29 protein-coding genes are annotated in these 22672 nt (G+C 68.1%); 18 read left to right on the forward strand and 11 right to left on the reverse strand.

Going from position 1 to position 22672, the window contains the following annotated elements; genetic code table 11:
* From rpsR to VEC11_RS13145, 3 genes are all read right to left on the reverse strand, one after another.
* Positions 1–170 (reverse strand): 30S ribosomal protein S18 (gene rpsR / locus VEC11_RS13135; protein ID WP_464132316.1); only part of this gene is annotated, 170 nt, incomplete at its 3' end.
* 17 nt (positions 171–187) lie between these two features.
* Positions 188–595: a 30S ribosomal protein S6 gene (rpsF, locus tag VEC11_RS13140; RefSeq protein ID WP_464132318.1), complete on the reverse strand. Its 408-nt coding sequence runs from the start codon at positions 593–595 to the stop codon at positions 188–190.
* A 144-nt stretch (positions 596–739) separates the two neighbouring features.
* Positions 740–2014, reverse strand: a complete 1275-nt coding sequence (locus VEC11_RS13145; protein ID WP_464132055.1) for an alpha/beta fold hydrolase — start codon at positions 2012–2014, stop codon at positions 740–742.
* Between VEC11_RS13145 and fabD the strand changes: the two genes are divergently transcribed.
* Together fabD and fabG are read left to right on the forward strand one after the other, a co-directional pair.
* On the forward strand, positions 1968–2891 hold the full coding sequence (fabD, locus tag VEC11_RS13150) for an ACP S-malonyltransferase (protein WP_464132059.1): 924 nt from the start codon (positions 1968–1970) through the stop codon (positions 2889–2891). The genes VEC11_RS13145 and fabD overlap by 47 nt on opposite strands.
* 29 nt (positions 2892–2920) lie before the next feature.
* Positions 2921–3658 carry a 3-oxoacyl-[acyl-carrier-protein] reductase gene (fabG, locus tag VEC11_RS13155; RefSeq protein WP_464132061.1) on the forward strand — a complete coding sequence of 246 codons (738 nt, stop codon included), beginning with the start codon at positions 2921–2923 and terminating at the stop codon, positions 3656–3658.
* Here fabG and VEC11_RS13160 read toward each other — a convergent pair.
* Positions 3633–4850, reverse strand: a complete 1218-nt coding sequence (locus tag VEC11_RS13160; protein ID WP_464132063.1) for a glycosyltransferase family 87 protein — start codon at positions 4848–4850, stop codon at positions 3633–3635. The two genes, fabG and VEC11_RS13160, sit on opposite strands and share 26 nt — an antisense overlap.
* 98 nt (positions 4851–4948) lie before the next feature.
* Between VEC11_RS13160 and VEC11_RS13165 the strand changes: the two genes are divergently transcribed.
* The 5 genes from VEC11_RS13165 (at position 4949) to VEC11_RS13185 (ending at position 8647) form a co-directional block, all read left to right on the forward strand.
* Complete coding sequence (locus VEC11_RS13165; RefSeq protein ID WP_464132065.1) at positions 4949–5467, forward strand: hypothetical protein; 519 nt, start codon at positions 4949–4951, stop codon at positions 5465–5467.
* A gap of 95 nt (positions 5468–5562) precedes the next feature.
* Entirely contained in the window at positions 5563–5799 is a 237-nt protein-coding gene (locus tag VEC11_RS13170) for an acyl carrier protein (protein ID WP_395613342.1), read from the forward strand.
* Positions 5800–5907: 108 nt separating this feature from the next.
* A complete protein-coding gene (gene fabF, locus VEC11_RS13175; protein WP_464132069.1) occupies positions 5908–7164 on the forward strand; it encodes a beta-ketoacyl-ACP synthase II in 1257 nt (418 codons plus the stop codon).
* Between the two features lie 14 nt (positions 7165–7178).
* Complete coding sequence (gene mltG / locus VEC11_RS13180) at positions 7179–8165, forward strand: endolytic transglycosylase MltG (protein WP_464132071.1); 987 nt, start codon at positions 7179–7181, stop codon at positions 8163–8165.
* A 2-nt stretch (positions 8166–8167) separates the two neighbouring features.
* Positions 8168–8647 carry a hypothetical protein gene (locus VEC11_RS13185; RefSeq protein ID WP_464132073.1) on the forward strand — a complete coding sequence of 160 codons (480 nt, stop codon included), beginning with the start codon at positions 8168–8170 and terminating at the stop codon, positions 8645–8647.
* A 9-nt stretch (positions 8648–8656) separates the two neighbouring features.
* On the opposite strand, the gene VEC11_RS13190 is transcribed toward VEC11_RS13185, so the two are convergent.
* The 4 genes from VEC11_RS13190 to rimO all read right to left on the reverse strand — a co-directional run bounded on the left by VEC11_RS13190 (position 8657) and on the right by rimO (position 12723).
* Positions 8657–9391 (reverse strand): C40 family peptidase, encoded by a 735-nt coding sequence (locus tag VEC11_RS13190; protein ID WP_464132075.1) that lies wholly within the window; start codon positions 9389–9391, stop codon positions 8657–8659.
* Between the two features lie 91 nt (positions 9392–9482).
* On the reverse strand, positions 9483–9857 hold the full coding sequence (locus tag VEC11_RS13195; RefSeq protein WP_464132077.1) for a MarR family transcriptional regulator: 375 nt from the start codon (positions 9855–9857) through the stop codon (positions 9483–9485).
* 121 nt (positions 9858–9978) lie between these two features.
* Positions 9979–11367, reverse strand: a complete 1389-nt coding sequence (locus VEC11_RS13200; RefSeq protein ID WP_464132079.1) for a leucyl aminopeptidase family protein — start codon at positions 11365–11367, stop codon at positions 9979–9981.
* A gap of 9 nt (positions 11368–11376) precedes the next feature.
* Positions 11377–12723 carry a 30S ribosomal protein S12 methylthiotransferase RimO gene (gene rimO, locus VEC11_RS13205; RefSeq protein WP_464132320.1) on the reverse strand — a complete coding sequence of 449 codons (1347 nt, stop codon included), beginning with the start codon at positions 12721–12723 and terminating at the stop codon, positions 11377–11379.
* 231 nt (positions 12724–12954) lie between these two features.
* Between rimO and VEC11_RS13210 the strand changes: the two genes are divergently transcribed.
* Positions 12955–13122 (forward strand): hypothetical protein, encoded by a 168-nt coding sequence (locus VEC11_RS13210; protein WP_464132082.1) that lies wholly within the window; start codon positions 12955–12957, stop codon positions 13120–13122.
* 39 nt (positions 13123–13161) lie between these two features.
* Here VEC11_RS13210 and VEC11_RS13215 read toward each other — a convergent pair whose 3' ends face one another.
* Positions 13162–14220: a potassium channel family protein gene (locus tag VEC11_RS13215; RefSeq protein ID WP_464132084.1), complete on the reverse strand. Its 1059-nt coding sequence runs from the start codon at positions 14218–14220 to the stop codon at positions 13162–13164.
* Positions 14217–14981: a 5'/3'-nucleotidase SurE gene (surE, locus tag VEC11_RS13220; RefSeq protein WP_464132086.1), complete on the reverse strand. Its 765-nt coding sequence runs from the start codon at positions 14979–14981 to the stop codon at positions 14217–14219. Before surE ends, VEC11_RS13215 begins: the two co-directional genes overlap by 4 nt.
* Positions 14982–15071: 90 nt before the next feature.
* Here surE and VEC11_RS13225 point away from each other — a divergent pair, with 90 nt between their 5' ends.
* The 3 genes from VEC11_RS13225 (at position 15072) to dksA (ending at position 17421) form a co-directional block, all read left to right on the forward strand.
* A complete protein-coding gene (locus VEC11_RS13225; protein WP_464132088.1) occupies positions 15072–15512 on the forward strand; it encodes a host attachment family protein in 441 nt (146 codons plus the stop codon).
* A 371-nt stretch (positions 15513–15883) separates the two neighbouring features.
* Positions 15884–16333: a hypothetical protein gene (locus tag VEC11_RS13230; RefSeq protein ID WP_464132090.1), complete on the forward strand. Its 450-nt coding sequence runs from the start codon at positions 15884–15886 to the stop codon at positions 16331–16333.
* A gap of 647 nt (positions 16334–16980) precedes the next feature.
* Positions 16981–17421, forward strand: a complete 441-nt coding sequence (dksA, locus tag VEC11_RS13235) for an RNA polymerase-binding protein DksA (protein WP_464132092.1) — start codon at positions 16981–16983, stop codon at positions 17419–17421.
* 109 nt (positions 17422–17530) lie between these two features.
* Here the strand turns inward: dksA and VEC11_RS13240 are convergent, their stop codons facing one another.
* Positions 17531–17695 carry a DUF465 domain-containing protein gene (locus VEC11_RS13240; protein ID WP_464132094.1) on the reverse strand — a complete coding sequence of 55 codons (165 nt, stop codon included), beginning with the start codon at positions 17693–17695 and terminating at the stop codon, positions 17531–17533.
* A 149-nt stretch (positions 17696–17844) separates the two neighbouring features.
* Here VEC11_RS13240 and VEC11_RS13245 point away from each other — a divergent pair, with 149 nt between their 5' ends.
* From VEC11_RS13245 to VEC11_RS13275, 7 genes are all read left to right on the forward strand, one after another.
* Positions 17845–18057: a YdcH family protein gene (locus VEC11_RS13245; protein WP_464132096.1), complete on the forward strand. Its 213-nt coding sequence runs from the start codon at positions 17845–17847 to the stop codon at positions 18055–18057.
* An 86-nt stretch (positions 18058–18143) separates the two neighbouring features.
* A complete protein-coding gene (locus tag VEC11_RS13250) occupies positions 18144–18602 on the forward strand; it encodes a DUF1465 family protein (RefSeq protein ID WP_464132098.1) in 459 nt (152 codons plus the stop codon).
* A 54-nt stretch (positions 18603–18656) separates the two neighbouring features.
* Positions 18657–19784 carry an iron-containing alcohol dehydrogenase gene (locus VEC11_RS13255; RefSeq protein WP_464132101.1) on the forward strand — a complete coding sequence of 376 codons (1128 nt, stop codon included), beginning with the start codon at positions 18657–18659 and terminating at the stop codon, positions 19782–19784.
* Positions 19785–19795: 11 nt separating this feature from the next.
* A complete protein-coding gene (locus VEC11_RS13260) occupies positions 19796–20230 on the forward strand; it encodes an acyl-CoA thioesterase (protein WP_464132103.1) in 435 nt (144 codons plus the stop codon).
* Positions 20223–20666, forward strand: coding sequence for a GFA family protein (locus tag VEC11_RS13265; RefSeq protein WP_464132106.1), 444 nt, complete (start codon positions 20223–20225; stop codon positions 20664–20666). The genes VEC11_RS13260 and VEC11_RS13265 overlap by 8 nt, the downstream gene beginning before the upstream one ends.
* The gene (locus tag VEC11_RS13270; RefSeq protein ID WP_464132108.1) at positions 20647–21906 is read left to right on the forward strand and encodes an MFS transporter; all 1260 of its coding nucleotides are present in this window, start codon (positions 20647–20649) and stop codon (positions 21904–21906) included. The genes VEC11_RS13265 and VEC11_RS13270 overlap by 20 nt, the downstream gene beginning before the upstream one ends.
* Entirely contained in the window at positions 21903–22655 is a 753-nt protein-coding gene (locus VEC11_RS13275) for an alpha/beta fold hydrolase (RefSeq protein WP_464132110.1), read from the forward strand. The genes VEC11_RS13270 and VEC11_RS13275 overlap by 4 nt, the downstream gene beginning before the upstream one ends.
* The last annotated feature ends 17 nt before the right edge of the window (positions 22656–22672 follow it).

Below are 22672 nucleotides of genomic sequence, written 5' to 3' on the forward strand. Positions count from 1 at the left end.
GCCAGCTCGCGCTGCTTCTTGCCGGAGACGGCGGTGATCCGGCTGGGGACGATCTTGCCCCGCTCGGAGACGAAGCCCTGCAGAAGCCGGACGTCCTTATAGTCGATGACCGGAGCGTCCTTGCCCGAGAAGGGGCAGCTCTTGCGGCGGCGGAAAAATGGGCGTGCCATGTTGCTGGTCCTTTCGCTCAAGCGTCGGCGAAGTCGCGGGGAGCGCGGTCGCGGCCGCCGCGATCACCCCTGTCGCCACGATCGCCACGATCGCGGTCGCGCTCGCCGCGGCGCATCATCGCCGACGGGCCCTGTTCGTGCGAGTCGACGCGCACGGTCATGTAGCGGATCACGTCCTCGTTGATCTGGGTCTGGCGCTCCAGCTCCGCGACGACCGGCGCCGGCGCCTCGAAATCGAGCGCGACATAATGCGCCTTGCGGTTCTTCTGGATGCGGTAGGCGATGTTGCGGAGGCCCCAGGTCTCGGTCCTGACGACCTTGCCGCCATTGTCCTCGATGATCCTGGTGGCGTTTTCCGCCAGCGCGTCCACCTGGGCCTGGGCCAGGTCCTGACGCGCCAAAAAGACATGCTCGTAGAGCGGCATGTGGCGCATTTCCTTCTCTTGGCCGATCGCTGACGCCGCCCGTTGCGGACGCCCCTCCGGCTGTCGTCTCAAAGCAATTCCGGGGCCGAAAGCCACAGCTCTCGCCCCGGATGGGCGGGCATGTGGCCGAAAGCGGGAGAAAAATCAACCCCGGCGGGCGCCGCCTCGATACCCTCCGTCCGCGACTCCGCGAGCCGCGCAGGGGGCAGCCGGGGAGGGGGCAACCGCCGACCCCCGCCATGATCCGGCCTGGCCTCCCCGATTGCGTCTCGCCGGGTCATTGTCATGGCGGGCGACGAAAGCGGCGAGCGTGTCGCGCCAGATCCTGGGCTGATCGAACTGGGCCATATGGCCGGCCCCGGCGATTTCCGCATAGCTTCCGTTCCGCAGGCGCGGCAAAAGCGCTCTGGTCCCCTCGCGCGTCACGATGTCGAACTCGCCCCGCAGCAACAGGGTCGGCACCCGGATCCGCGACAGCAATGGCTCGTCGTCATAGCCGGCGAGCGCGCCTTCAAAGCCGGCGCCGAACAGATCGTTGCCGACCATGAAGTCGCCGACCGCCTGGCCCCGGTCCTCGGGCGTCGGCGCCATATAGGGCATTGCGACGTCGCGCATGCTGGTGCGGCCGATATAGCGGCGCATGAAGGCGGTGGTCGCCCGGCGGTAGGCCGCAGCGTCGACCGCGGCCCTGCCGTCGCGGTGGCGGGTTGCGATGAGGGCGGCGTCCTCGGCCGGAAGCTCGGCCGCAAGGGTCAGTACGCCGTCCTTGAAGCGGCGGGCCGACAGCGGCGCACCCTGCAGGATCAGGCTTCGGAGTCCGCGCGGACGGCGGGCGGCATAGCGATTCGCCACGATGCCGCCCCAGCTGTGGCCGAGGATATGCAGAGACTGTAGGTCGAGGGCGGTACGGATCGCCTCGATCTCGTCCACAAAGCGCTCGACGGTCCAGTTGGCGGAATTGCCGGGGGCGTCCGACCGGCCGGAATCGAGCTGATCGTAAAGAATGACTGCGCGATCCGCGGCCAGCGGCAAAGCCGGAAAGAACTGCCAGAGCGCCGCGCCCGGGCCGCCATGCACGAACAGGAGAGGCGCGCGCGGCCCATCCAGATTTCCGTTCACCCGGGCATAGATATTGCCCCCGCGCACCGGGACGCGCAGTTCGCGATCGAATGCAGGAACGCCCGGCTCGCTCACCGCGTTGGCGGCCCTGGAGAACATCGCGAAGGACAGGGCACTCCCGATCAAGAAACGACGTGACAGCAGCATGGCGCCTCCCGGTCGTCCCATAGCATGGCGTCGAGGAAAGGTGCATCTCGCGGCTTGCGCTTGATCGAGGCGCTGGCCTACCAGCCCCGCGCAACAGGAGGCAGACATGCGCGCATTCATTTTTCCGGGGCAGGGGAGCCAGTCGGTCGGCATGGGCAAGGCGCTCGCCGACGCGAGCAAGGACGCCCGCGCGGTCTTCGAGGAGGTGGACGAGGCGCTCGGCCAGAATCTGGCGCGGCTGATGGCCGAGGGGCCGGCGGAGGAGCTGACCCTGACCGAAAATGCCCAGCCGGCGATCATGGCCAATGCGGTCGCCGCCTTGCGCGCGTCCGGCATCGATCTCCAGGCCAAGGCGGATTTCGTCGCCGGCCACTCCCTGGGCGAATATTCGGCGCTCTATGCGGCCGGCACCTTCGACCTTGCCACCGCGGCGCGGCTGCTGAAGACGCGCGGCCAGGCGATGCAGGCGGCGGTGCCGGTGGGGGAGGGCGCGATGGCCGCCCTGCTCGGCGCCGACCTCGCCATCGCCCAGGCGATCTGCGACGCGGCCGCCGAGGGGGAAATCTGCACCGTCGCGAACGACAATGATCCCTCGCAGGTCGTGATCTCCGGCCACCGGACCGCGATCGGGCGGGCGCTCGAGCTCGCGAAGGACAAGGGCGCGAAACGGGCGATTCTGCTGCCGGTCTCCGCGCCCTTCCACTGCCCGCTGATGAAGCCGGCGGCCGAGGCGATGCAGCAGGCGCTGGCGGGTGCGGCGATGGAGCCGCCTGCGGTCTCGCTTTACGCCAACGTCACCGCCGCGCCGGTCGACAGCCCCGACACGATCCGCGAGTTGCTCGTCGAGCAGGTCACCGGCATGGTCCGCTGGCGCGAGAGCGTCGCCAACATGGCGGCTGCCGGCGTCACCCACTTCGTCGAGTTCGGCGGCAAGGTCCTCGGCCCGATGGTCAAACGCATCGCCCCCGAGGTCGAGGTCACCAGCGTGATCGCAATGGAGGACATCGACGCGCTGGTGAAGGCAATTTAGGCGTCCGGATCACGGACAGGGAGAGGCACATGTTCGACCTTTCAGGAATGACCGCACTCGTCACCGGCGCCTCGGGCGGGATCGGCTCGGCGATCGCGAAGGGGCTGGCGGCGCAGGGGGCGCGGCTCGCCGTCTCGGGCTCCAATGTGGAGAAGCTCGAAGCGTTTCGCGCTGGGCTGGGCGGCGATCATGTTGCGATTGCCTGCAACCTTTCCGACGGCGCCGCAGTCGATGCGCTGGTGCCGCAGGCGGTGGAGGCGCTGGGCCAGATCGACATCCTCGTGAACAATGCCGGCGTTACCCGCGACAATCTCGCCATGCGGATGAAGGACGAGGAATGGTCCGACGTGATCCGCATCAACCTGGAGGCCGCCTTCCGCCTCGCCCGCGCGGCGCTGAAGCCGATGATGCGCGCCCGCTTCGGCCGGATCATCTCGGTGACCTCCGTGGTCGGCGTCACCGGCAATCCCGGCCAGGCCAATTATGCGGCGTCCAAGGCCGGCATCATCGGCATGTCCAAGGCGCTGGCGCAGGAGGTCGCGTCGCGCGGCATCACCGTCAACTGCATCGCGCCGGGCTTCATCCGCTCGGCGATGACCGACGTCCTGCCCGACGCGCAGAAGGAGGCCTTGCTCGGCCGCATCCCGGTCGGCGATCTCGGTACGGGCGAGGACATCGCCGCTGCCGCAGTCTATCTAGCGAGCCGCGAGGCGGGCTACGTCACCGGCCAGACGCTGCACGTCAATGGCGGGATGGCGATGCTCTAGGCAGAAGGCCGCCGCCGTCCAACGCCAGCGCGCGGCGCAGCGCAAGGGCGAGCACGGTGACGATGGCGATCTGCCCGAGGGGCACCAGAGCCGCCCCGGCCAAGGTGCGCGAGACGAGCGGGGCGATCCAGACCAGGGCGAGCAGGCTTTTCTCCCAGGGGCGGAAGCCGCGCTCCATGCCGTCCGCGACGAGGAAGGCCGCGCCGAGGCCGAGCACGACCAGGTCGTAGTCCAGCACATAGGGCGTCGAGAGCATGGCCGCGGCGCAGGCGGCGGCATTGCGCAGGTTCGGCCGGGCGGTGCGGGCCAGCCAGAAAGTCGCGCCCATCGCCGCCAGGGTCGCCGCCCCCTGCAGCGTATAAGCGAGCGGCACCGAGCCGCCCCACATGCGCACCATCGCGAACAGGCTCTGGATCTTGTGCCAGCCGGTCTCGCCCTGCTCGATCACGATCTGGCGGGTGAGCGGCAGCGAATCGAGGAAGGCCTGCCAGACCGGCCAGCCCCAGATGGCGAGCGTCGCGCCGATCAGGAAGGCGGCCGAGAGGAAGGCGCCGGCGATCGCCCGGACATGGCCGCCGGCGAGCAGCAGCAACGGCACCACAAGCGCGAATTGCGGCTTGTAGACGAGGCACCCGAACAGCAGGCCCGCCAGCAGCGGCTTGCGGTCGAGCAGCAGGAGGCCGCCACCGAGCAAAGCGGCGGTCAGGAAGCCGTTATGGCCATGGGTCAGGCAGACCAGCACGACCGGCGCGCCGAGCGCGACCAGCAGTGCCGGCCGGCCGTGCAGGATCGCGCGGAAGGTCTTCGCAGCCGCCCAGAGCGAGGCCGCCTGCCAGACGGCGAGGGCGGCGAGATAGGGCAGCAGGGCCAGGACGCCCGCCAGCAGCAGGAAGGGCGGGGGATAGTGCCAGCCGTAGAAGGGCACGGCCGGATCGCCGTGGGCTGCCTGCTGCACCTGATAATGCGCCGCCCAGTCCCAGGCTTCGGGGGCGCGCCCTTCCAGCGCCATCTGCCCGGCGGTCCAGACGTTGGAGAAATCGGTCCCCAGCGGCCGCCCCCAGGCGTCCAGGGTGCCGTGCGCGGTCGCGAGCAGGTAGAGAAGCGAAAGGACCGTGAGGGCGAGCGACACCAGCGCAACCGCACGGATGCGGTCGGCGGTCAGCCAGCTGCCGTCGCGGAGCCTCTCGATCATGGGGGAGGTTATGGCGGGACAGCCGGAAAGGAAGGGTTAAGCATGCTGGACGATCGTCCGGCCGCCGCATAAGCTTTAGAGAATTCCGGGGATCGTGGATGATTACAGGCCTGCTCGCTGCGACCTTGCTCTATGCCCATCCGGCGCAGCTGGATTGCCCGTTGGCGGAAATGACCGCAGCCGAGCGAACCGCACTCGAGCAGGTGATCGTCGAGCAACGCCCAAACACTGACCCGCGGACGCAATCCGTGCATCGCGTCGCACAGCTCTGTGCCGGCCGTTTTGACTGGCCTCCGGATGCCACCGGCCGGGCGACGGGCTATGTCTTCGTTGCCGTTGCCGTCGATCTGGCACGTCGGCGGCTTGTCGCACATGGCATCGACGTCGCTTCGCTGGAGCGGAGACTGGCCGCGGACCAGGGGCTGCAGGACGTGTCGGCCGATCTGAACGCCGCCCGGGCAGCGGCTCTCGGCTTCGTCGAGCGCAACCGGCGCTACATGATGTCGCTTGCCGGGCCGCAATCCCGGCAAAGCGAAGAGAAGCTCACCATGATGGGGATTTACATCGCCTCCCGGTTCGCGATGGCGAGCATCAGGTCGTGGTTCGCCGACAGGTGAGTGCATTCCCTGCACGGCTTCCACACTTGCCTAAGGGCCTTGGGAGCGGCTAGGGCGTGTCCCAACAAAGAAACACCGCTAGGGAAAGGTGGAATATGAGCGAGACTTCCGACCGCGTTAAGAAGATCGTTGTCGAGCATCTCGGCGTCGAGGCCGACAAGGTCACCGAAGAGGCCAGCTTCATCGACGATCTGGGCGCGGACAGCCTGGATATCGTCGAGCTCGTCATGGCCTTCGAGGAGGAGTTCGGGGTGGAGATTCCGGACGATGCCGCCGAGAAGATCACCACCGTCAAGGACGCGATCGACTATATCGACCAGAACAAGGCCTGAGCGGCCTGCGAGGTCTCCCGCCCCGAGGCGGTGACAAGAGCCGATCATTGAAATAACGGCTCCCCGCCTTAGCTCGGGGAGCCGTTTTGTCTTCCAAGGAGTGCGCCCATGCGCCGCGTCGTTGTTACTGGTCTGGGTCTTGTCACGCCGCTGGGCGGGGACGTCGAGACCAGCTGGCGGAACCTGATCGCAGGAAAGAGCGGCGCCGGGCCGATCACCAGGTTCGACGCCAGCGACCAGAAATGCACGATCGCCTGCGAGGTGAAGCCGGCCGACCACGAATATGGCTTCGACCCGGGCAAGCGGGTCGATCACAAGATCCAGCGGCAGGTCGATCCCTTCATCATCTACGGCCTCGACGCGGCCGGGCAGGCGCTGGAGGATGCGGGCCTGACCGACATGGACGAGGCGACGCGGCTGCGCACCGGCGTCTCGATCGGCTCGGGGATCGGCGGCCTGCCGGGGATCGAGAGCGAGAGCCTGTTGCTGGCCGAGAAGGGGCCGGGCCGGGTCTCGCCGCACTTCGTGCACGGGCGGCTGATCAACCTGATCTCGGGCCAGGTGAGCATCAAATACGGGCTGATGGGGCCGAACCATGCGGTCGTGACGGCCTGTTCCACGGGCGCCCATTCGATCGGCGACGCGGCGCGGATGATCCGCGACGACGATGCCGACATCATGCTGGCGGGCGGCGCCGAGGCGACCATCTGTCCGATCGGCATTGCCGGCTTCGCCCAGGCCCGCGCGCTGAACATGACCTATAATGACCGCCCCGAGCAGGCGAGCCGGCCCTATGACAAGGACCGCGACGGCTTCGTCATGGGCGAGGGCGCCGGCGTGATCGTGCTCGAGGAATATGAGCATGCCAAAAAGCGCGGCGCGAAAATCTATGCGGAGGTCGTGGGCTACGGCCTGTCCGGCGACGCGCATCACGTCACTGCGCCGCACCCCGAAGGCTTCGGCGCCTACCGGTCGATGGAGATGGCGCTGAAGAAGGCCGGGCTGACGCCCGCCGACATCGACTATATCAACGCGCACGGCACCTCGACCATGGCCGACACGATCGAGCTCGGCGCGGTGAAGCGGCTGTTCGGCAATGCGATCGGCAAGGTCTCGATGAGCTCGACCAAGTCGGCGATCGGCCATCTGCTCGGCGGCGCCGGCGCGGTGGAGTCGATCTTCTGCATCCTCGCGATCCGCGACCAGATCGTGCCGCCGACGCTCAACCTCGACAATCCGGACGAGGGCACGGAAGGCGTCGATCTCGTGCCGCACAAGGCGCGGCAGCGCGAGGTGAAGGCGGTGCTGAACAACAGCTTCGGCTTCGGCGGCACCAATGCCAGCCTGGTGATGAAATCGATCTGAGGACAGGGTTCGCCATGCGCCGCCTCGTCACGAAACGGCGTATATTGATCTTCGTGCCGGTGGCGCTGCTGCTGGCGGCGCTCCTTTCCGTCTGGCTGCTCTGGGCCGGGCCGGGGCCGGCGGGGCAGGATACGACATTGATCGTCGCCGAGGGCACGAGCGTCAGCCGGGTCGCGGACCAATTGGCCGAGCAGGGCCTGATCAGGGGCGGGGCGGGCAGCTTCCGCTTCTTCGCGCGCGTGCTCGGCTCGCGCGACCCGATCCAGACCGGCGAGTTCGTCATTCCCCGCGGCGCCAGCGCGGCCCGGATTCTCGACCAGCTCCAGCACGGGCGGCCGGTGGTCCGCACCGTCGTCATCCCCGAAGGGCTGCCCTCGGTGCTCGTGCGAGACCGGCTGCTGGCGGCCCAATATCTGAGCGGCGACGTGGCGGTGCCGGCCGAGGGCAGCGTGCTGCCCGGCGGCTATACCTACCGGCGCGGGGAGAGCCGGGCGGCGGTGCTCGCGCGGATGCAGAATGCGATGCGCGCCGAACTGGCGCGGCTCTGGGCGGCGCGGCGGCCCGCGGCGGCGGTGACCACGCCCGAGCAGGCGATCATCCTCGCCTCGATCGTCGAGAAGGAGACCGCCAGGGCCGCCGAGCGCCGCCTGGTCGCCGGCGTCTATTCGAACCGCCTGCGGCAGAACATGCCGCTCCAGGCCGATCCGACCGTCATCTATCCGGTCACCCGGGGGCGTCCGCTCGGCCGGCGCATCCTGCTGTCCGAGCTCAGGGCCCGCAACGGCTATAACACCTATGCGATGAGCGGGCTGCCGGTCGGCCCAATCGCCAATCCGGGCCGCGCCTCGATCGCCGCGGTGCTCAACCCGGCGCCGACCCCGGCGCTCTATTTCGTCGCCGACGGCACCGGCGGGCACGTCTTCGCGAACACGCTGGCCGAGCACAATGCCAATGTCGAGCGCTGGCGCGCCATCCGGCGGGCGCGGGGCGAGCTGCCCTAGCAATGCTGGCGCTCGACGATCCGCGCTGGAACGCGCTTCACCACGCGTACGGGGCTGCATCGGATATCCCCGATTTGTTGCGGGCGCTCGAAGCCTCGCCCGGGCCAACGGGGGATTTTGAAGACGAGCCCTGGTCTAGTCTCTGGTCCGCTCTGAGCCACCAGGACGACGCCTATACGGCTTCCTATGCAACCGTGCCGCATGTGATCCGGATTGCGCTGGCGGCTCGGGGGCCAATCGATTTCTCGTTCCTGCTGTTTCCCACGTCGGTCGAAATCGCCCGCAAAACAGGGCACGCACCCGAGCTGCCGCCCGAACTCGCCGATGCCTATCTGGGCGCGATTGCTGGTCTCGTTGAGGTCGCGAGCCGGCACGGCTCATCCGCAGACGAGGCGATGCAAGTCTCCGTCGCGGCCGCACTCGCGGTCGCCGAGGGCGATGTCGAGGCTGCGCAGGCGCTGCTCGATCGGGACGAAGTCTAGACCAGCCGCTCAGAGCCGTCGGCGGACGAGGTTGCCGAGGCTGGACGCCGGCGAGACGGTGACCTTGCCGGCGGCGCGGCTGGCATGGATCATCAGCAGGTCGTCGATCATCAGCCCGCTGCCCCCCTCCTCGCCGAAGACGAGGTCGCCGCGCCGCGACGGCGCGAGGTCCGGCACCTCGCTGCCGAGCCGGCGCTGCTGGTCGGTGAAATGCGGCGCGGGCAGGCCGGCCAGGCTGAGCGCGAGCTGGATCAGGCCGGGCCCGTCAATGCCCTCCAGCGTCCGGCCGCCGGCCCGGTAGGGTACATTCATCAGCCGCTCGGCGCTCCGCACCGGATCGGGCTCGCAATCGCCCAGCGGCCGGAGATGGGCGAGGCTGACGCAGCCATATTCGGTCGTGAGGCAGGCGCCCTGCTCCTGGCCGTGCAGGCGCGCGCCCATCGGCAGATGCGCGATGATCGTCGAGGTGATGCGGCCGTCCGGCGCGACCGGCGCGCATTTCTCGCAGACGATGTGCGTCGCCACGATCGGATCGACGAGCGCGATCGCCTCGACATAGCCGGTGACATGATCGGCGCGGCCATAGCCCCAGGCCCAGCCGCCCGCATATTCGAGCACGGCGAACTCCTCGCCGGGCAGCAATTCGGTGATCGCCTGGCTGTTCTCGTCGGGGGCGGCGTGGATCGTGGCGGCGCGCGAGCCGCAGCCGCGGACCAGGGGGCGCGCATAATGGGGGGCCAGCACCTGGCCGGCCAGCCCGATATCGGCGATGTCGTCGCGATAGGCGTGAATGCGCGGATCGAGCGTCAGCGACGGTCCGGTCAGGCGGAACCACTCATCCGTTCTGGAAGAGGAGGCTCCGTTCGCCGGAGGCTGCGGATCCGGCGGTGCGTCCGCCGCTTTCGTTTCCGCCGCGCTGGCTTGCCTGCTCGAGATTACGTTCGAAGCTTTCAAGGAAGTCCTGTCCACTGCCGGTCTTCGCGACGAAGACGTTACGCCGATCGCTCTCATCGCGAACGCGCCGCAGATAGCCGAGCGCGCCCAATGTATTCAAGGCGCGCGTGATCACGGGTTTCGACACGCCCAGCCGCTCCGCGAGGCCGCGCACGGTGTGCGGCCCCGGGGTCAGATAGACAAGCAGCATGAGCGCCATCTGCCGGTTGGTGAGGTCGGGCTCGCCGGAGCGCACATAAGCGATGAGGGTGCGCATCCAGCTGCCAAGGGCTTGGTCTGCCACGGGAACTGCTCCAGATTTACCTGTCGACGTTACGGGGCAAGAACCAGTCAGCCGCCTTTTTGTTGCGATTCTGTCTTAAAAAGGAGCAACTTCGTCATTTCCCGAAGCGGCCCTTGAGCATTTCCCAAGCGGCACGGAGGCCCAGCGCGTCGCCGCCTTTGGGCCGGCCGGGCTTCGCGGCCGACCGCCAGGCGAAGGTGTCGAGATGCGCCCAGGCGGTGCCCGCGGGCACGAATTTCTGCAGGAACAGCGCCGCGGTCACCGCCCCGGCCATCGGCGCGTCGGCGACATTGCCGAGATCGGCGACGTCCGAGGACAGCATTTCCGCATAGGGCTCCCAGAGCGGCATCCGCCAGAGCGGATCGGACACCTGCGTCCCGCTGGCCAGCAAAGCCTCCGCCAGCCCCTCGTCATTGACGAAGAGGGCCGGGAGGTCCGGCCCGAGCGCGACGCGGGCGGCGCCGGTCAGGGTGGCGAAGTCGACGATCAGCTCGGGCTTCTGCTCGAGCGCCCGGGTCAGTGCGTCGGCGAGGATCAGCCGCCCCTCGGCATCGGTATTGCCGACCTCGACGGTGAGGCCGTTGCGGCTCTTCAATATGTCGCCGGGCCGGAAGGCGGCGCCGGACACCGCATTCTCGACTGCCGGAATGAGCAGGTGCAGCCGGACCGGCAGCCGGCTCTTGATGATCAGCCGCGCCAGCGCCAGCGCGTGCGCGGCGCCGCCCATATCCTTCTTCATCAGCCGCATGCCGGCCGAGGGCTTGATGTCCAGGCCACCCGAATCGAAGCAGACTCCCTTGCCGACCACGGCGATGCGGGGATGGCGCTGGTCGCCATGGTCCAGCTCGAGCAGCCGCGGCTCGCGGCCCCGTGCGGCGGCGCGGCCCACCGCGGCGATCATCGGATAGCCCTCGGTCAGCGCCTCGTCGCGGGTGACATTGACCTGCGCGCCCGACTCGTCGGCCAGCGCCAGCACGGCCATTTCCAGCTCGGCGGGGCCGAGATCGCCGGCAGGGATGTTGACCAGGTCGCGAACCAGGAAGGTCGCCTCCGCCTGCAGCACCGCCTCGTCGATCCGCGCCGGCTCGTCGGTCAGCAGCACGCGCGCGCCCCTGGCCGACGGCTCCTTCTTGTAGCGCTCGAACCGGTACTGGCCGAGCAGCCAGCCGAGCACCGCCGGCCCGGGCCCGCGCCCGGCGACGCGATAAAGGCCCTCGGGCAGGCTCTCCGCGGCCTTGGCGAGGCACCAGGGGCTGAGCTCGTCGACATTGGCGACGCCGAGCACCGCCGTCCATTCGTCGCGCTCGCCGGGGAGGATGGCGAGCTGGAAGCCCTCGCCCTTGAAGCCCTGCGCCTCGACCGCCTTGCGCGCCCGCGCCGGCTGCTCCTTCAGCCAGGCCTCGAAGCCCTTCTTGTCGACGAGGTGGAGTGGGGTGGCGGGCTGGCCCTGATCGGGCTTCAGCAGGGCTTTGAGATCGATCATGGCCGCGCCTTAGCCCAACCGCGCCCGCACCGCCAACCGGCGGAGGCCGGCCGTGCCCGGGGCCCGGGCCGGCACCCCATACAGGTCGTGCTCGTCCGCATCCTCGACGAGGACCGGGACGATGTCGCCTTGCTGCAGATGGCCGGCGTCCCGCAGGTGGACCTCGCCGTCGATCTCGGGCGCGTCGGCCTGCGAGCGGCCGGTCGCGCCGCCTTCGGGGTCGACCGCGTCGATGATCACGTCGAGCGTGCGGCCGATCTTCGCTTCGAGCCTGGCGGCGGAGATGGCGGCGGTCTTCTCCATGAAGCGGGCGTAGCGCTCTTCCTTGACCGCTTCCGGCACCACGCCGGGCAGGTCGTTTGCCGCCGCGCCGCTGACCGGTTCGAACTTGAAGGCGCCGACCCGGTCGAGTTGCGCCTCGTCCAGCCATTCGAGGAGATAGTCGAAATCCGCGTCCGTCTCGCCGGGAAAGCCGACGATGAAGGTCGAGCGGATCGCGATGTCGGGGCAGATCTCGCGCCAGCCGCGGATCCGCTCCAGCACCTTGGCCTCGTTGGCCGGCCGCTTCATCGCCTTCAGCACCGTCGGCGAGGCGTGCTGGAAGGGGATGTCGAGATAGGGGAGGACGAGCCCCTCCGCCATCAACGGCACCACCTTGTCCACGTGCGGATAGGGATAGACGTAATGGAGCCGCACCCAGGCGCCGAGCTTGCCGAGCTCGCGGGCGAGGTCGGTCATGTGCGCGCGCACCTCGCCGCCCTTCCAGGGCCAGGAGGCGTGCTTCAGGTCGACGCCATAGGCCGACGTGTCCTGGCTGATGACGAGCAATTCCCTGGTCCCAGCCGCGACCAGCTTCTCCGCCTCGCGCAGGATCGCGTCGGGCCGGCGGCTCACCAGGTCGCCGCGCAGGCTCGGGATGATGCAGAAGGCGCAGCGATGGTTGCAGCCCTCCGAAATCTTCAGATAGCTGTAGTGGCGCGGCGTGAGCTTCAGGCCCGCATCCGGCACGAGATTGAGATAGGCGGATGGCGGGATCGGCGCCGCGACATGGACCGCGCCGACCACATCCTCATATTGCGCCGCGCCGGTGATCGCGAGCACCTCGGGGAAGCGCGCGCGGATCAGCTCGGCTTCCTTGCCCATGCAGCCGGTCACGATCACCCGCCCGTTCTCGGCGATCGCCTCGCCGATCGCGCCGAGGCTCTCTTCCTTGGCGCTGTCGAGAAAGCCGCAGGTGTTGACCAGCACGACATCGGCCCCCGCATAATCGGGCGACATCTGGTAGCCGTCGGCACGCAGCTTGGTCAGGATGCGCTCGCTGTCGACCAAGGCCTTGGGACAGCCAAGCGACACCATGCCGACCTTCGGCGGGGCGGGAAGTTCGATCGTTTCCATGGGAGCGCGCCACATAGTGGCAAACGCCCGATTTTCCTAGGGGCGACAGGACCGTCAAAATTGTTCAAGCGAAAATCGCCGAACTCAAGAATCGTCTTTGACTCACATAGAATTGATCGATAACTTTCGAAGAATAAGTCGAATCCCGGCTTATCAACGAAGCTAATACGGTAATAATACGAGGGAGGAATCATGAAGGCACTTCTTTGCTCTGCGGCGCTCGCACTCTCGACGATGGCAACTCCGGTCGCGGCGGCGCAAACCCAGACGGTGCGGTCCCAGACCACCCTGCCGCCGGGCTGTTTCCAAATCTACCCCAATGGTCCCATCTTCTGTGTGGACATGCCGATCGAGCCCTGAGCGACCGGTTGAGATTAACCCCGGGACTGGCGGCTGGCCTCAGGTCGGCCCCAGTTCCGCCTCGGTCCGCGATGTTGGCAGGATTTCCACGACGCAGTCGCCGGGGACGAGCGAGCGGGCCTCCGGCTCCCAGAAGCCGAAGGGCCTGCCGTCGCGGTAGAGACGCACGCCGAGTCCCTTGGTGATGGCGGAAAGCGGCTTGCCACATTCCTCCGCCGTGACCTCGCGCTCGTGCAGCTGGACGCGGCCGGAGCTGCTGGCGAGATCGGCGATATAGTCGGCGATATGCGCGCTTTCCGTCGAGCCGGCGAGCAGCAGGCCGGCGAAGCTGACAGGATTGATCACGGTGGTCGCCCCCGCCTGGCGGGCGAGCAGCTCGTTGTCGGCGTTGCGGACGGCGACGCTGATCTTGAGGCCCGGCGCCAGGTGGCGCGCGGTCAGCGAGATCAGGATCGACGTGTCGTCCCGCCCGGCGGAGACGACCAGGGCCTTGGCCCGGTCGATATGGATGGCCTGCAGCGTCTTGTCGCGCGTGGCGTCGCCCTGGAGCACGGCGCAGCCCAGCGCCTCGGCCGCCTCGAGCGGCTCAGGCTCGCAATCGACGACGACGATCCCGGAGGCCGGCGTGCCGCGCGCGATCAGCTCGTCCACCGTGTCCGAGCCGCTGGTCCCATAGCCGGCGACGACGACGTGGCCGGTCAGCTTTCTTTGCAATCTCGCCATCTGCCATTTGTCCCATGTCCGGCGGAAAACGAAGGTGTAGGCGGTGCCGATGAAGATCAGCACGAAGAAGACGCGGATCGGCGTCACCACCAAAGCGTCGAACATCCGCGTATTGTCGGCCACGGGAACGACGTCGCCATAGCCGGTGGTCGTGATCGAGATCATCGTGAAATAGATCACGTCAAGGAAGGAGACATGCCCGTCATAATTGTCCCTGAGGCCGTCGCGCTCGATCCAGTGAACGAGCACGGCGAAGACGAGAAGGCCGAGCACGAGGCCGACCCGCCAGCCGATCTGCACCCAGACGGGCAGCGGGCTCTTGCGCCGCAGCGTGACGCTTTCGCGCAGACGCCGGCGGAGCAATGGCCTGATCATTCGTAGAGGGCGCCCAAAGTCGCGAGCGACGGATCGTGCGTCAGATCGAGGTGCAGCGGCGTCACCGTGACATAACCGTCGGCAAGGGCCTCGAGGTCCGTCACATGGCCCGGCGTGTGGTGAATCGGTCGCAGGCCGAACCAGTAATAGTTGAAGCCGCGCGGATCGGTGCGCTTGTCGATCCGCAGCCGGCCATAGTCGCGAATGCCCTGGCGGACGACGCGCACGCCCTTGATCTCGGCCGGCGCGAGCGCAGGGAAGTTCACGTTGACCAAAGTGTTGGCCGGGAAGGGAGCGGCGATCAGCGGGGCGAGGACCCGCTCCGCCCATTCCTCCGCGGCGGCGAACGGCACGGTGTCGCCCATGCCTTCGCGCGCATAGCTCTGGCTGAGCGCGATCGAGGGGATGCCCGCGAGCGCGCCCTCCATCGCGGCGGAGACGGTACCTGAATAGGTCACGTCCTCGCCCAGATTGGCGCCGCGATTGATGCCCGAGAGAATCAGGTCCGGCTTGCCGTCGGCGAGGAGGTGGGCGAGGCCCATCATCACCGCGTCGGTCGGCGTGCCGGTGACGCAGAAGCGGCGCTCGCCCAGCTTGCGGAGGCGCAGGGGTTGGGTGAGGGTCAGGGAATGGCCGGCCCCGGACTGCTCCTCGCTCGGCGCGACGATCCAGATGTCGTCGGAGAAGCGGGCGGCGATTCGCTCGAGGGCTTCGAGACCGGGCGCGTTCACGCCGTCGTCGTTGGTCAGCAGGACGCGCATCGCCTCCGCTATGGCGGCGCGCACCGGCGGCGGCAACCAAGTTCGCGGGCGCTGCGTTCAATCGCCGACAGCCAGCAAACGGAGCGCGCGATGCAGGTCCCCCATAACAGCGTCATTCTCGTCGCGGACGGCCGCAAGAGCCTGTTCTTCCGCAACCAGGGCGATGCCGATTTCCCCAATCTCAGCGTCGTTGAGAAGGAAGGGCGCAAGGACGCGGCCCATCACGAGATCGCCAGTGACCTCGCCGGCCAGGCGATGAAGACGACGACCGGGATGGGCGGCACGATGGGGGAGGCGGACTTTCACCAGCTGGACGAGGACCGCTTCGCCTCCGAGACCGCGGAGATGCTGAACGAGCGGGCGCTGCGCAACGAATATGACGCGCTCGTCGTCGTGGCGCCGCCGCGGACGCTCGGCGAGCTGCGCAAGCATTATCACAAGGAGGTGGAGAAGCGGCTGGTCGCGGAACTGCCCAAGGACCTGGTCAACACGCCGGTGCCGGAGATCGAGAAGATCCTGCAGGACGCCTGAGCCCCGTCCCCCGACAAAGAAAAAGGCCCGCCGGACGTGCCGGCGGGGCCTTGGGTGCGGAAGGTCTTTAGGCCTCGGCGGCCTGCTTCTTGCCGAGCCGCCTGCGGGCGACGAGGGTCGCGGCGGCGGCGCCGAACAGCAGGATCATCGGCGGCGCCGGCACTTGCGTGCCGCCGGTCGAGGAGCCGCCGCCGGACGAGCCGCCATAGCTGGAGCTGCCATGGCTCGACGAGCCGTGGCTGGAGCTGCCCCAGGAGGACGAGCCGTGGCTGGAGCTGCCCCAGCTCGACGAGCCGTGGCTCGAGGAGCCGTGGCTGGAGCTGCCGTGGCTGGACGAGCCATGGCTCGAGGAACCGTGGCTGGACGAGCCCTTGCTGGAGCTGCCGCTCGAGGTCGACGAGGAGGTGCTGGACGAGCTGGACGAGGAGGAGGAGCTCGAGGACGACGAAGAGGTCGAGGTGGACGAGCCGCCCGTGGAGGTCGAGGTCGAGCTGCCGCCGGTCGAGCTGGAGGTCGAGGTCGACCCGCCCGAGGAGGTGCTCGAGATGATGATGCCGCCCGTCGAGCTGCCGCCGAAGAAGCCGCCCGAGAAGAAGCCGCCGCCGAAGCCGAAGCCGCCGGACGAGCCGCCGACCACGACCATGCCGCTGGAGCCGCCGCTCGATGCGACCGCCACCGGGGGCGGCGGCGGGGGAGCGAACATCGGCGGGATGATCGTCCGCGTCACCGTCTGGGTCGGGGCGTCGCAGCCGACGCGCCGCACCGTGCGGCGGACCAGCCGGCGGCCATGCGAGGAGCGACGGGTGGTCGTGCGCCGATAGGTTGTCCGCGAGGCGCTCCGCGCGCTGTGCGAGGAAGCGGCCGACCGCTCCACGACCGTCGAGGCCCGCGCAGACGTGCCTTCCGCGACATGGACGGCACTGCCGCCGATGATTGCGCCGCCGCAGGTGCAAGCGCAGAGTTTCGCAAGAGCCATTCTCACAGACATAACCGCATCCCTGTTCCAGACCGTCCGGTTTTGAGGAACCTGGGCCGAAGCCCGAATTCATCGCCGGTGCGGACCTAGCGAGCAGATGCAAACGATCGGTTTAAGCGCAAGGAATTAACCAACTTATGAGCCGGATTCGGGCCCATTCGGCGGCTTCCGTCCCATTGTTGAACAAACTCTCTCAGGCCGTGAACACAAGGCCCCCGCAGATTCCTCCGCGCCAGGGTTAACAGGACGCCCCGCAGGCCCGATTCGGGAGGCGGCGCTATGCCCGCCCGCACGGCTCATTTGCTGTTCATATGCCGCATGCGAAACGAGCGCAGAAAGGATTTCCGGTCCCCTTTGAATGACTTGTGATTACAGAAAATCTGACTATAGGGCGCGCTTGGGGTGGGAGGCTCATATGAAGCCAGAACAATCGCCTCAGGCCCCATGTTCGGACCCTCCGGCTTATGCCGGGGAGACGGGAGTGGAGGGGTAATGGCTACGCTTCATAGTGACGCTTTGCATATCCAGGTGGCCGGCGGCTACCGGCCCAGCGCCAACGAAGAGTTCATGAATGACGAGCAGCTCGCTTATTTCCGGGTGAAGCTGCTCGCCTGGAAGGAAAGCATCGTCAAGGAATCGCGCGAGACGATGGCGGCGCTCGCCAACGGTCCGATCCAGGAAGCGGATCTGACCGACCGCGCGTCGAGCGAGACGGACTGGGGAATCCATCTTCGCACCCGCGACCGGCAGCGCAAGCTGATCGCCAAGATCGACTCGGCGCTGCGCCGCATCGAGCAGGGCGATTACGGCTTCTGCGAGGTGACCGGGGAGCCGATCAGCCTCGCCCGGCTGGAGGCCCGGCCGATCGCCACCATGACCGTCGAGGCGCAGGAGCGCCACGAGAAGAACGAGCGCATCTCCCGCGACGACTGAATTTTCACGGCCGAAATAAAAACGCCGCCCCGGAGATTTGCCGGGGCGGCGGTCCTGCCCTTTTTTTGCGGGCCTGGCCCTCTTGGGGCCTGCCTTGCCGAGCTGGCTGCTAGTGCTCGGTAAGGCCCGACATTTCCTCTTTCACCTTGAGCTTTTCTTTCTTCAGCCTGGAGAGGGTGGCCATGTCGGGCAGCGGCCGCTGGCTTTCCTCGATGATCCTGGCTTCGAGACCGGCATGCTTGGCCTGAAGGGCCGAAACGTGCGCCTGGTGCATTGTTAAGCTCTCCTCATACTTGGGTACCTGCATCTAACCACGAACCGCGCGGTTTGTCTCCCCTGGGGGCGGCGATCCAACACATATGTACGGCGGCTTGCCGAAGGTTTAAGGTAGCCCCCTCAAGTGAGAGGGAGCGAGGGAGACCCATGGAAGGGAACCACTCAGCCGCTCAGGATCCGGAGTCGCGACTCGCGACTTTGCGCACCGAGCATCGTGATCTCGACAGCGCCATCGAAGCGCTCAATGCCATGAACACCAGCGACGACGTCCAGCTCGCCCGCCTCAAGAAACGAAAGCTCCGATTGAAGGACGAGATCAAGATCCTCGAGGACCAGGCCGTCCCCAACATCATCGCCTGAAGCGGCGGCGCGTCCCGTCCAGAACGGGACAGGATTTACCTTCTTTTCCGTTTTGTGCGCGCGGAACGCTGTGGCATTTCAGGGCCATGGGGGATTCCATGACCGAGGGGCAGCTGACGCCCAAGCTCATCGACGGGCTCTATGTCGAGGCGATGGTGCTCGCCGACGAGGCGCGTTCCTATTTCGACACGGGCGGCCGCGACGACCGGCTCGCGCTCGATCCGCTCGACCGGGTCGGCTTCTCCTGCGAGTCGCTGAAGGTGACGACGCGGCTGATGCACGTCATCGCCTGGCTGCTCACCCAGCGCGCGGTCGCCGCCGGCGAGCTGAGCCGCGCCCAGGCCGGCATGGCCGAGCGCCGGCTGGGGGTCGCGGCAGACACGGACGGGGCGCTGCTCGCCCGCCTGCCCGAAGCGGCGGTCGAGCTGATCCACGCCAGCGAGGAGCTTTACGGCCGGGTCAGCCGCCTCGACCAGGGCAGCTTCGCCGAGGAGGCGGGCAGCCCCGCACGCAGCCTGCTCAGCCGGCTGCAGCGCTCCTTCTGACCGGAGCCGGATTACGCCTTTCGCGCCGATGACGGGGGCGTTACCCTTGCCGCCATGCAGGGGTATGAATTCCGATACGGCCCGCATCTGATCTCGGGCCCCGGTGCGGCGCGCCGCCTGGCCGAGGTGCTGCCCGCGGGCCGCAGCCTGTTCGTCACCGACGCCAATGTCCGTGCTCTCGGCCTGGCCGACGGGGTGCTGGCGGCGCTTCCCGACCCGATCGTGTTCGACGCGGTGGAGGAGGATCCGTCGCGCGACACTTTGATGGCCGCGGTCGCGGCAGGGGAAGGCTGCACTTCGGTGGTCGGCTTCGGCGGCGGCAGTCCGATGGATGTCGCCAAGCTCGCCGCCTATCTGATCGCGACCGGCGAGGACCTCGACACCCTTTGGGGGGTCGGGAAGGCGCTCGGCCGCAAGCTCCCGCTCGCGCTGGTCCCGACCACGGCCGGCACCGGCTCGGAAGCGACCGCGGTAACGGTGATCACCGTCGGCGGCAGCGAGAAGCGCGGGGTCAACAGCCCGGCCCTCTACGCCGATTGGGCGGTGCTCGATGCCGAGCTCACGCTCACTTTGCCGCGCCATGTGACGGCTGCGACCGGCATCGACGCGATGGTCCATGCGATCGAGGCCTATACGTCGGCGCGGCGCAAGAATCCGATGTCGGACATGTTCGCGCGCAAGGCGTTGCGGCTGATCTCCGACAATCTGCTGATCGCCTGCGACCGGCCCGACGACCTCGAGGCGCGCGGCAAGATGCTGACCGCCGCGCATCTGGCGGGCATCGCCTTCGACAATGCGCCGGTCGCCGGGGTCCATGCCCTGGCCTATCCGCTCGGCGGCCATTTCCACGTCCCGCACGGCCTCTCCAACGCGCTGATGCTGACCCATGTGCTGAGCCACAATATGGAGGCGGCGCGGCCGCTTTATGCCGAGCTCGGCGCGATGCTCGATCCGACCTCCAGGGATATCGGCCAGCAGGGCCAGGCCCAGGCCTTCGTGCAGCATCTGTCACGGCTGTCGCGCGCCGCCGGCGTGCCGCAGCGCCTGTCCGCCGTCGGCATCGGGCCCGAGCATCTTGACCTGCTCGCATCCGAGGCGATGAAGCAGGAACGGCTGCTGGTGAACAATCCCTGCCCGATCACCGAGGCCGATGCGCGGCGGCTCTACGAGGCGGCGCTTTGAGCCGGGAGCCGTTGAGAGGGCGGGGCGCCTATCCGGTCTGGCGGGAGATCGCCACGCGCTGGGCCGACAATGACGCCTACGGGCATGTGAACAATGTCGTCCATTACAGCTGGTTCGACACGGCGGTGAACGCCTGGCTGATCGAGAACGGCCTGCTCGACGTCACCCATGGCGACCCGATCGGGCTCGTCGTCGAGACGGGCTGTCTTTATGCCGGCTCGCTCGCCTATCCCGAGCCGGTCGAGATCGGGCTCGGGGTGGAGCGGCTGGGCGGGAGCAGCGTCACCTACCGGCTCGGCGTCTTCGCCAGGGGCGCGGCAGAGGCTGCGGCCGAGGGGCTTTTCACCCATGTCTATGTCGGCCGGGAAAGCCGGCGCCCGGTGCCGCTTCCCGAAGCGTGGCGGGCGAAGCTCGAAACGATCAAACTTGGAGGAAGAGATGGCTGAGGACATGTCCGGGGGCTGCGCCTGCGGCAAGGTGCGCTTCACCGCGAGAGTCGCCAATGACGAGGCCTATCTCTGCCATTGCCGGATGTGCCAGCGGGCGACCGGCAGCATCTCGATCGCCTTCAAGAACATGCCGAAGAGCGACGTGACCTGGGAGAGCGAGCCCGACTGGTACCAGAGTTCGCCGATCGCGCAGCGGCCTTATTGCGCGGCCTGCGGCGCCTCATTGGGCTTCGAATTTCCGGACAGCGAGAAAATGGACCTCACCGTCGCCGCGTTCGACGACCCCTCGCGCTTCCGGCCGATCCACCATTTCGGGGCAGAGTCGCTGCACCGGAACTGGCTTAACACCGAGGGCCTGCCCGAATATCGGACCGAGGAGCACCAGCCGCTGGTCGACCGCTGGATGAAGGCCGTTGGCAAGCTCCCCGACTGAGCCGGCGGCGGCGGACGGCGGCGGGGGCAAAGGGCGCTTCCACCATCCCGCGGTGCCGATCGTGCTGGCCGCGGTCCTGATCGACACGATCGGCTTCGGCATCGTGCTTCCGGTCCTGCCCGACCTCATCGTCTCGCTCGGCCATGTCTCGATGACCGAGGCGACGCGGATCGCCGGCTACATGCTCGTTGCTTATGCCGGCGCCCAATTCTTCGCGGGACCGGTGCTCGGCAATCTCGGCGACCGCTTCGGGCGGCGCCCGGTCCTGCTTTTCTCGATGATCGCCTTCGCGCTCGATTATGCGCTGATGGCGGTGGCGCCGACCCTGATCTGGCTGTTCTTCGGCCGGCTCGTCGCAGGCATTGCCGGCGCCGTCTACGGGCCCGCCAATGCCGTCCTCGCCGACGTGACCTCGCAGGAGAAGCGCGGTGCGACCTTCGGGCTGATGGGCGCGGCCTTCGGGCTCGGCTTCATCCTGGGGCCCGCGGTGGGCGGCCTGCTCTCCGGCCTCGGCACGCGGGCGCCGTTCATCGCCGCCGGCTGCATCGCCGCGGCCAATGCCGCCTGGATGTATTTCCTGTTGCCGGAGACGCTGCCGCAGGAGCGGCGGCGGCCGTTCCGGCTCGGCGAGGCGCATGTCTTCGGCGCGTTCAAGCCGCTCTTCCATGCGGGCGGGGCGACGGCGCTCATCTTCGTCTCGCTGATCTGGCAGCTCGCCCATATGGTCTATCCGGCGACCTGGGCCTTCTGGGCCGAGCTCGACCGGCACTGGACTGCGGGCCAGATCGGCCTCTCGCTCGCCGCCTCGGGACTGGCCATGGCGATCGCACAGATCTTCATCACCGGCCGGGCGATCGCCCGCTTCGGCGAGGCGCGCACGGTGGTGATCGGAATGGGCGTCGGTGTGCTCGTCTTCCTGGGTTATGTCTTCGTCACCCGCGACTGGATGGTGTTCGCGCTGATCGCCTTCAGCGCGCTGACCGGCCTCGTCTTCCCCTCGATCAACGCCCTGCTTTCCCGCCTCACCGATCCGTCCCGCCAGGGCGCGTTGATGGGCGGCATGTCCAGCATCGGCAGCGTCGCGGCGATCGTCGGCCCCTTGATCCTGACCCAGGCGCTGGCCTTCGGCGCCGAGCGCGGCGAGCCGGGCGGCGCCTTCCTGCTCGCCAGCGCGCTCGCTTTCCTCGCTTTGCTGATCACCCTGTTCCTCGTAGTGCCGCGGCTGACGACTCGGCCATGAACGCGACCCTGCATCATTTCACCGCCGCCGACGGCATCCGGCTCGCCTGGCACGAGCTGGGGGAGGGGCGCCCGGTGGTCCTGATCCACGGGCTCTTCTCGGATGCCTTCACCAACTGGCTGCGCTACGGCCATGCCGCGGCGATCGCGGCCAGGGGCTTCCGGGTGATTATGCCGGACCTGCGCGCGCACGGGCAGAGCGGCAAGCCGCACGATCCCGCCTGCTACCCGCCCGATATCCTCGCCGACGACGGGCTGGCTTTGCTCGCGCAGCTCGGCCTCAAGGACTATGATCTCGGCGGCTATTCGCTGGGCGCGCGGACCAGCGTGCGCATGGTCGCGCGCGGCGCCGCGCCGGGCAAGCTGGTCATCGGCGGCATGGGGCTCACCGGCCTGCACTCGACGGGCCGCCGCTCCGAGCATTTCCGCAAGATCCTGACCGGCCTCGGCACGCATGAGCGCGGCTCGCCCGAATGGATGGCGGAGGCGTTCCTGAAGACGACGAAGGGCGATCCCCAGGCGCTGCTGCCTCTGCTCGACAGCTTCGTCGACACGCCCGAGGCGGCGATTGCCCGGATAGCGATGCCGACCCTGGTGGTGAGCGGCGAGGAGGACGAGGACAACGGCTCCCCGCAGGCCCTCGCCGACCTGCTCCCGAACGGGGAATATGCGGCCGTGCCGGGCGGCCATATGAGCGCCGTGATCAAGCCCGAGCTTGGCCAGGCGATCGCGGATTTTCTCGCCCGTTGACCGCAGCTTGCGGCGGG

Origin of the sequence: Allosphingosinicella sp. (genome assembly GCF_035626655.1) — a bacterium.
Classification (GTDB): Bacteria; Pseudomonadota; Alphaproteobacteria; order Sphingomonadales; family Sphingomonadaceae; genus Allosphingosinicella.